This window comes from Promicromonospora kroppenstedtii DSM 19349, assembly GCF_000515355.1.
In the GTDB taxonomy this organism is placed as follows: domain Bacteria; phylum Actinomycetota; class Actinomycetes; order Actinomycetales; family Cellulomonadaceae; genus Promicromonospora; species Promicromonospora kroppenstedtii.
Window position 1 is genome coordinate 57,944 of the sequence record NZ_KI911756.1, and the last position, 7,513, is coordinate 65,456.

Consider the following 7,513-nt stretch of genomic DNA (forward strand, 5'->3'; position numbering starts at 1 on the left):
GCGCGCGACGCCGACACCGTCAGCGTCGCCGCGAGCCTGCTGCCCTCCGCGAAGGGCCTGGCGCAGGACGCCGAGCTGCGCAAGGCCCGCAAGGACCAGAAGGTCTCCGCGATCCTGCACACCGGCTACCCCGTGCGCTACTGGGACCACGACCTCGGCCCCGACCAGGAGCGCCGCTTCGTCGGCGACCTGGCGGCGCTCGCCGACGAGCCGGCCGCACCGCTGCCGAAGCCCGCGGACGGCCAGACACCGGCAGCCGCCCCGGAGGCGCAGGGCAGGCACCTCGAGCTGCGCGACCTCACCGGCGCGGGCCGTCACCTGGCGGACCACTCCGCCGACCTCTCCGGCGACGGCACCACTCTCGTGACCACGTGGAGCGTCAGCGACCCGGGCGCCGCCGTGCGCAACACCCTGGTCGCGCACGACACCGCCTCGGGCGACCGGCGCGTGCTGGTCGACGACCCGGACGCCGACGCCGGCGCCCCGCGCATCTCGCCCGACGGCGCCTGGGTCGCCTACGTGACCGAGTCCATCTCGACGCCGCACGATGCCCCGGTGGTGCGCCTCGCCCTGGTGCCCACCGACGGCTCCGCCGACCCGGTGGTCCTGGCGGACGACTGGGACCGCTGGCCCGGCCGCCCCACCTGGCTCCCGGACGGCAGCGGCCTCCTGGTCCAGGCCGACGACGACGGCCGCGGCCCGGTCTTCCTGCTCACCTTCTCGGGGGCGCTCCCGGGCGCCGCCGTGGTGGTCGAGAAGGTGACGTCCGACGACGCCGTCTTCTCCGACCTGAACGTCACGCCCGACGGCGCGACGCTGTTCGCGCTGCGCAGCTCCTACGCCGCACCGGCCGAGCCGGTGCGCGTCGACCTCGGGGCCTTCCTCGCCTCGGGCGCTGCGGGGGAGCGGACGCCGGTCGCGGCGACCGTGCTGCGTTCCCCGGTATCTGCCCCGGACCTCCCGGGCGTGCTCACCGAGATCGAGACCACGGCCGAGGACGGCACGCGAGTGCGCGCGTGGCTGGCCCTGCCCGCCGACGCCGGTCCGGACGCCAAGGCCCCGCTGCTGCTGTGGATCCACGGCGGCCCGCTGGGCTCCTGGAACGCGTGGAGCTGGCGCTGGAACCCGTGGCTGCTGGTGGCCCAGGGCTACGCCGTGCTGCTGCCGGACCCGGCGCTGTCGACCGGCTACGGCCAGGAGTTCGTGCAGCGCGGCTGGGGTGCCTGGGGCAAGGCCCCGTTCACCGACCTCATGGCGATCACCGACGCCGCCGAGGCGCTGCCCGAGATCGACGAGACCCGCACCGCCGCGATGGGCGGCTCGTTCGGCGGCTACATGGCCAACTGGGTGGCCGGCCACACGGACCGGTTCCGGGCGGTGGTGACGCACGCGAGCCTGTGGGCGCTGGACCAGTTCGGCCCCACCACGGACGCCTCGTTCTACTGGGCGCGCGAGATGACGCCCGAGATGGCCCTGGAGAACAGCCCGCACCTGTCGGTGGGCGACATCCGGACCCCGATGCTCGTGATCCACGGGGACAAGGACTACCGGGTCCCGGTCGGCGAGGGCCTGCGGCTGTGGTTCGAGCTGCTGACCAAGTCCGGCCTCCCGGCGTCCGACGACGGCGAGACGGTGCACCGGTTCCTGTACTACCCGGACGAGAACCACTGGATCCTGACCCCGCAGAACGCCAAGGTCTGGTACCAGGTGGTGTCGGCGTTCCTCGCGGAGCAGGTGCTCGGCGAGAAGCCCGAGCTGCCGACGACGCTCGGCTGAGCCGAGCGGTCGGTTCCGGCGTGCGCCGGGGTGGAGCGGGTCAGCACCCGCTCTGCTCCGGCGCCGGGGTCAGCCCGCCCGGACCGCCCCTACGACGCGCACGCGCACCGCGACGTCGTCGATCTCCTCGGGGATCTTGTCCACGAGACGTGCGTCGGTCACGTTGACCTGCAGCACCCAGCTCCCGCCGGGCCCTGCCACCTGCTCGACCAGCTCGTCCTCCGAGAGGACCTCGACAGGGGACCTGCTCGCCGGCGACTTCGCTTGCTTCCGTCCGGGGTACTCACGTGGTGGCTGTCCGATTGACGCCGTGAACTCTGGGGCGACGCCAACCCCGATCACACCGTCGAGCCCGGTCACTTTTTCCCGCAATGCGGCTTTTGCGGACCTGGCCTCGTCGAGTGTTGCCATCCCGATCACCTCCTGGTCATCCATTGTGTCCCCCGTGTCTACCCCCTTCCACCGGGGCCGGAGAGAGTGTCGGGACGCCTCGGAGCACTGGGTGCTGCGCCGCAGGTCAGCCGGGTTGTCCGGCGCGACGCGCCGTCCGGACACGCCCGGCGCGCCGACCGCCGAACGCGACACGCCCGGGGTGGGAAACGCTGGTGCGCAGGGCGAACATTCACCCCGGCCGGTGCCGGCTCGACGCTGGCCGGGCCCGCCGGTGCGAGGTTCATCCGAACGGATGGGCCTGGTCCCCGGCGAGCTCCACGTCCAATATCTCCAGCACCTGGTCGATCGGGTTCGCGTAGGTCAGTCCCCTCCCGCTGCGGCCGCCCGACTCGGACCCGGCGAACAGCAGGCCGATCGCCACGCCGTCCTCCCGGTAGACCAGCGCGCCCGAGTCTCCGCCGCGCGAGAACGGGCCGTCGCCGAGGCTCTCGATCTCGATCTGGTCGTCGAAGCTGAGGGCGCCGAGGTCCTCGTAGCCCACGATCACGTCGTCGAGCTCGATGGCCGTGACCCGCCCGCGCGTGGTCGCCGTCGTGCGGCCCACCTTGCCCACGATCTCGCCACCCAGGGCGCGCGCGGTCTTCATCACCCGGCCCACGGGGTACTCGAAGCTCACCGGGACCCGGTCGAGCCGGGCGATCGCGGCGTCCGTGTAGGACGGCTCGCCCGAGTCCAGGTCCACCACCTGCGAGAGCTCGCCGATCCGGTCGCCCGGTGCCAGCCCGCCGTCGGCCGGCCCGGGCTGCAGCACGACGTCACCCGGCCGGGCCTCCGGGGACCCGGCCAGCACGTGGTAGTTCGAGAGCGCGTACAGGTGGCCGTCGCCGGGGACGACGCGGGTCACGAAGGCACCGAGCGTGCCCGCGGTGACCCCCACGTGCCCGATGGAGATGCCCGGCCGCAGCGGACGGCGCCGGTCGGTGTCACCGTCCGCCTGCGACGTCGGCGCCGGCGGGCGGGGGCCCAGCTCGCTCACCGGGCGGATGCGGCCGGTGCGGCGGATGTCGGCGTCCGGCCCGATCTCGGCCGAGACCTTGCGCACGATCGAACGGGCCCGGGGCACCCCGAGCCGATAGCGGACGGCGATGCCGAAACCGCCGTCCTCCTGCGGCACCAGCCCGAGCGCCAGGGTCGGGGCCCGGACGGCGTCGACGGCGTCCGACTCGCTCTGTGCGCCCGGCGACCGGGGGGTCGCCACGCTCCCGTGCTTCTCGGCGAGCTCTCTGGCGAAGGCGGTGAGCTGCTCCTTCATCTTCCTGGCCTCGTCCCGGTCCATGCCCCTGATCCTCTCCTCACCCACCAACACGACACTGCAGCAGGATGGCGACACGCCGATCTGCCCTGGAAAGTCATCCGATAGATGGATATCCCACTGCCAGGTTTGCGCGGTACGTTCCTCTGCTACACCCAACCATGGCCGGGTGAAAGCCAGGAAGCCCCGAGGTGTCACAAAAGATCCCCGGCGGCCTCTTGAAACGTTGGCGGCGCCCGGTGCGGGCGCCGAAAGACACGAAACGGCGAGAATGATCGGGACGATGGACGAGACGCGGAGCGCGCGGGTAACTCGCGCCGACGTGCGGGAGGCCCTCATGTGGGCTCTCGAGCGGGACCGCGCTGCCCTGCTCGCGCACCGTGCGGCCGTGCACTCCAGCAAGAGCGACCTCACCCGCCGGCGGGCCGACAAGGCGCTGGTGGAGCAGTGGCGTGCCCGCAGGACGGACGGCGGCAAGGACGGTTCGGCCCGGGAGTGACAATGGGCGGGTGAGCACCAGCGTCCAGAACCTTCCCCGCGTCCGCGCGTCCGAGCTCGTCGGGCGCGGCTGGCTGAACACCGGCGGCCGCACCGTCACGCTCTCCGAGCTGCGCGGCAAGGTCGTGGTCCTCGACTTCTGGACCTTCTGCTGCATCAACTGCCTGCACGTCCTCGACGAGCTGCGCGAGGTCGAGGAGCAGCACCGCGACGAGCTCGTGATCATCGGGGTGCACTCGCCCAAGTTCGAGCACGAGGCCGACCCCGACGCGCTCGCGGCCGCCGTCGAACGGTACGAGGTGCGCCACCCCGTGCTCGACGACCCCGAGCTGGTGACCTGGGGCGCGTACACCGCGCGGGCCTGGCCCACGCTCGTGGTCATCGACCCCGAGGGCTACATCGTGGCGCAGATGGCGGGGGAGGGGCACGGCACCGCGATCGCCGCGCTCGTGTCCGACCTGATCGCCGAGCACGCTCGGAAGGGCACCCTGCACCGCGGCTCGGGGCCGTACGTGCCGCCCGCTCCCGCCTCCGGCACGCTGCGGTTCCCGGCCAAGGCCCTCGCGCTGCCGAACGGGAACCTGCTGGTCGCGGACGCCGGGCACCACTCCCTCGCGGAGCTCGGGCCCGACGGCGAGACCCTGGTCCGCCGCATCGGCTCGGGCGAGCGCGGACTGGTGGACGGCGTGCCCGGCGAGGCGCGGTTCTCGGAGCCGAACGGGCTCGCCCTGGTTCCCGAGGACCTGAGGGCGAGCCTCGGTTACGACGTCGTGGTCGCCGACACGGTCAACCACGCCCTGCGCGGGGTGCGGCTGTCGGACGGCGTGGTCTTCACGGTCGCGGGCACCGGCGAGCAGTTCATGGTGGGCGGCCAGGAGAACGTGACCGGCACGGTCGGCGCGTTCGAGGCCGGCGAGTCCTACGACTCGCTGAGCGTCAGGCTCTCCTCCCCGTGGGACGTCGAGTGGTCCGGCGAGCTCGGCGCGTTCGTCGTGGCGATGGCCGGGAACCACACGCTGTGGGACTTCCACCCCGGCCCGCACCTACCCGTGGTCTCGCTGCTCGCAGGCACCATGAACGAGGGCCTGGAGGACGGCCCGGGCGAGGGCGCCTGGTTCGCCCAGCCCTCCGGCCTGGCCACCGCGGCCGACGGCGCGCTCTGGCTCGCCGACGCCGAGACCTCGGCCCTGCGCCGCCTCGTGCCGGTGGACGAGACCGACGTGACCGTCGAGACCGCCGTCGGGCAGGGGCTGTTCGACTTCGGGCACCGGGACGGCGCCGCCGACCAGGCACTGCTCCAGCACCCGCTGGGCGTGGCCGTGCTGCCGGACGGCAGCGTGGTCGTCGCCGACACCTACAACGGCGCGCTGCGCCGGTACGACCCTGCCTCGGGCGAGGTGACCACCCTGGCCAAGGACCTCGCGGAGCCGTCGGACGTGCTCGTCGAGGTCGCGGACGACGCCGTGCACCTGCTCGTGGTCGAGTCCGCCGCGCACCGGCTCACGCGTGTGGCGCTCCCGGCGACGCTCGCGGGCGAGGTGCTCGACGGCGGCGCGCACAAGGTCGCCCGGCCGGCCACCGACGTCGGCTCCGGCGCGCTGCGCCTCGACGTCCCGTTCGCGCCGGCCCCCGGCCAGAAGCTCGACGACCGCTGGGGCCCGTCGACCTCGCTCCAGGTCAGTGCCACCCCGCCGGAGCTGCTGCTCTCGGGCGCGGGCAGCGGCACCGACCTGTTCCGCGAGCTGGTGATCAACCCTGAGGTGGCCGAGGGCGTGCTGCACGTGACCGCGAAGGCGGCGTCGTGCGACGAGGTGCCGCTGCTGCCGAACGGTGAGCCGGACCCCGACGTCTTCCCGGCCTGCCACCTCGCGCAGCAGGACTGGGGCGTCCCGGTCCGCGTGGTGCCGGACGGCGACGCCGGCCTGACGCTCCCCCTGCGCGGCTGACGGCTCAGCCCGCCAGCACCGCCGGCAGCTCGGCCAGCGAGTCGATCACGGTGGTGCGCGCGGCCTCGGGCCGGCGCGCGTGCAGGTACCCCCACGGCCCGCGGCGCAGCAGCACCGGCATCATCCCGGCGTCGGCCGCGGGGAGCACGTCGTTGTCCAGGCGGTCGCCCACGTAGGCGATCTCCTCGGGTGCCACGCCCGACAGCTCAGCGACCTTGACGAAGAACTCCGGCTCCGGCTTCTGCACGCCCCACTCGTCGGACGTGCGGATCGCGCTCGCGGGCAGGTCCATGGCCTCCAGCGCGGCCCGCGCCTCGGGCGGCTGGTTCCCCGCGACGACGACGTCGAACCCCGCCTCGCGCAGCGCCGCCAGCGCGGGCCGCACGTCGGGGTAGAGGTCGTCGGCGTCGAACCCGGTGCGCAGCCCGTCCGGGTCGTCCTGCGCCCAGCGCGCGGCCTCGGCCTGGAAGTCCAGCCCCGGCCGCAGCAGCTCGAACGCCTCCCGGTGGGACAGGTCGAGCGCGGCGCAGCCGCCGAGCACGCCCAGGAACGTCAGCGGCGGCACCCCGAGCCGCTCCGCCCAGCGGAGCCAGATCCTGGACTCGTCGATCAGGGTCTCTCCGACGTCGAACACCACCGTGCGCACCATGGCCCCGACCCTAGACGTGTCAGATCCTCAGGTCACCCGGGTGGCCTGTACGTCTGGCACGTCGGGGAGGTCCAGCTCACGCGAGGTGGAACAGCGGGTCGCCCGCCCGGACGACGGCGCCGGGGCGTACCAGCTCGTCGAGCCGGCCGTGGCCCAGGTCCAGCGCGACGACGGGCACCAGCGGGGAGCGGCCGCCCTCGGCCACCGCGGTCGGGGACCAGACGACGAGCTCCTGGCCCGCCGTGACCGTGTCGCCCTCGTCGACCAGCAGCGTGAAGCCCTCGCCCTTGAGCTGGACGGTGTCGATGCCGAGGTGCACCAGGACGCCCCGGCCCCCGGCGGGCTCGGCGTCCGCCGACGGTGCCAGCAGCACGAACGCGTGCGGGTGCAGCTTGACGACCACGCCCGCGCACGGTGCGACGACGCGCCCACCGAGCTCGGCGTCCGGCTCGACGGCGAGACCCGGGCCGACGATGCTCTCCGCGAAGACGGGATCGGGCACGTCACGCATCGCCACCACCCGTCCTGCGACGGGCGAACCGACATTCAGGGCCTCGGCCATGCGGACATCTTGTCAGAACGGCGCGGTGCGGAAACGCGGCACGCCGGGCCGTGGACCGGACGTCACCCGGCCCTCGCAGCCGACGATCCGGCCCGGGACAGACCTCTTCCGCGCCTCACCCGGGGGCGCCCGGAGCGGGTCTCGCTCGGCCGGTGCGTCGCGTGTAACGTTCCCAGCACACTCGACGACGAGCCCGAGGGAGCGTACGGATGACGAGCGAGAGGCTCACGGGGGTGCCGGCGAGCCCGGGCCGCGCGGTGGGAACGGTGGTCCGGATGCCGGCCCGCGTCCCCGAGCCGCGCACGAGCCGCCTGACGGGTTCGGCGGACGACGCCGTCCGCGCCGTCGAGGAGGCCGCAGCCCAGGTCGAGGCCGAC

The 7,513-nt window shown here is 73.8% G+C and carries 7 protein-coding genes; 3 read left to right on the plus strand and 4 right to left on the minus strand.

Annotated elements, in window-relative coordinates; genetic code table 11:
* On the plus strand, nucleotides 1-1,776 hold a 1,776-nt coding region (locus PROKR_RS26490), incomplete at its 5' end, for an alpha/beta fold hydrolase (protein WP_051433395.1).
* 69 nt (nucleotides 1,777-1,845) lie between these two features.
* Here PROKR_RS26490 and PROKR_RS26495 read toward each other — a convergent pair.
* Together PROKR_RS26495 and PROKR_RS26500 are read right to left on the minus strand one after the other, a co-directional pair.
* Nucleotides 1,846-2,187 (minus strand): hypothetical protein, encoded by a 342-nt coding sequence (locus tag PROKR_RS26495; protein WP_157602729.1) that lies wholly within the window; start codon nucleotides 2,185-2,187, stop codon nucleotides 1,846-1,848.
* 262 nt (nucleotides 2,188-2,449) lie between these two features.
* Nucleotides 2,450-3,505, minus strand: coding sequence for a chymotrypsin family serine protease (locus tag PROKR_RS26500; RefSeq protein ID WP_036969746.1), 1,056 nt, complete (start codon nucleotides 3,503-3,505; stop codon nucleotides 2,450-2,452).
* Nucleotides 3,506-3,764: 259 nt separating this feature from the next.
* On the opposite strand from PROKR_RS26500, the gene PROKR_RS26505 reads away from it, so the two are divergent.
* The gene (locus PROKR_RS26505; RefSeq protein WP_142041066.1) at nucleotides 3,765-3,980 is read left to right on the plus strand and encodes a hypothetical protein; all 216 of its coding nucleotides are present in this window, start codon (nucleotides 3,765-3,767) and stop codon (nucleotides 3,978-3,980) included.
* Between the two features lie 10 nt (nucleotides 3,981-3,990).
* Nucleotides 3,991-5,925 carry an NHL domain-containing thioredoxin family protein gene (locus tag PROKR_RS26510; protein ID WP_036969751.1) on the plus strand — a complete coding sequence of 645 codons (1,935 nt, stop codon included), beginning with the start codon at nucleotides 3,991-3,993 and terminating at the stop codon, nucleotides 5,923-5,925.
* Between the two features lie 4 nt (nucleotides 5,926-5,929).
* On the opposite strand, the gene PROKR_RS26515 is transcribed toward PROKR_RS26510, so the two are convergent.
* Nucleotides 5,930-6,574 carry an HAD family hydrolase gene (locus PROKR_RS26515; RefSeq protein ID WP_036969754.1) on the minus strand — a complete coding sequence of 215 codons (645 nt, stop codon included), beginning with the start codon at nucleotides 6,572-6,574 and terminating at the stop codon, nucleotides 5,930-5,932.
* A 76-nt stretch (nucleotides 6,575-6,650) separates the two neighbouring features.
* A complete protein-coding gene (locus tag PROKR_RS26520) occupies nucleotides 6,651-7,136 on the minus strand; it encodes a PTS sugar transporter subunit IIA (protein ID WP_036969757.1) in 486 nt (161 codons plus the stop codon).
* Nucleotides 7,137-7,513 lie beyond the last annotated feature (377 nt).

Excerpts from the sequence above, each read along its gene's own strand:
- PROKR_RS26495 (WP_157602729.1), bottom strand. The coding sequence starts at position 2,187 with ATGGCAACACTCGACGAGGCCAGGTCCGCAAAAGCCGCATTGCGGGAA.
- PROKR_RS26500 (WP_036969746.1), bottom strand. The coding sequence starts at position 3,505 with ATGGACCGGGACGAGGCCAGGAAGATGAAGGAGCAGCTCACCGCCTTC.
- PROKR_RS26505 (WP_142041066.1), top strand. The coding sequence starts at position 3,765 with ATGGACGAGACGCGGAGCGCGCGGGTAACTCGCGCCGACGTGCGGGAG.
- PROKR_RS26515 (WP_036969754.1), bottom strand. The coding sequence starts at position 6,574 with ATGGTGCGCACGGTGGTGTTCGACGTCGGAGAGACCCTGATCGACGAG.
- PROKR_RS26520 (WP_036969757.1), bottom strand. The coding sequence starts at position 7,136 with ATGGCCGAGGCCCTGAATGTCGGTTCGCCCGTCGCAGGACGGGTGGTG.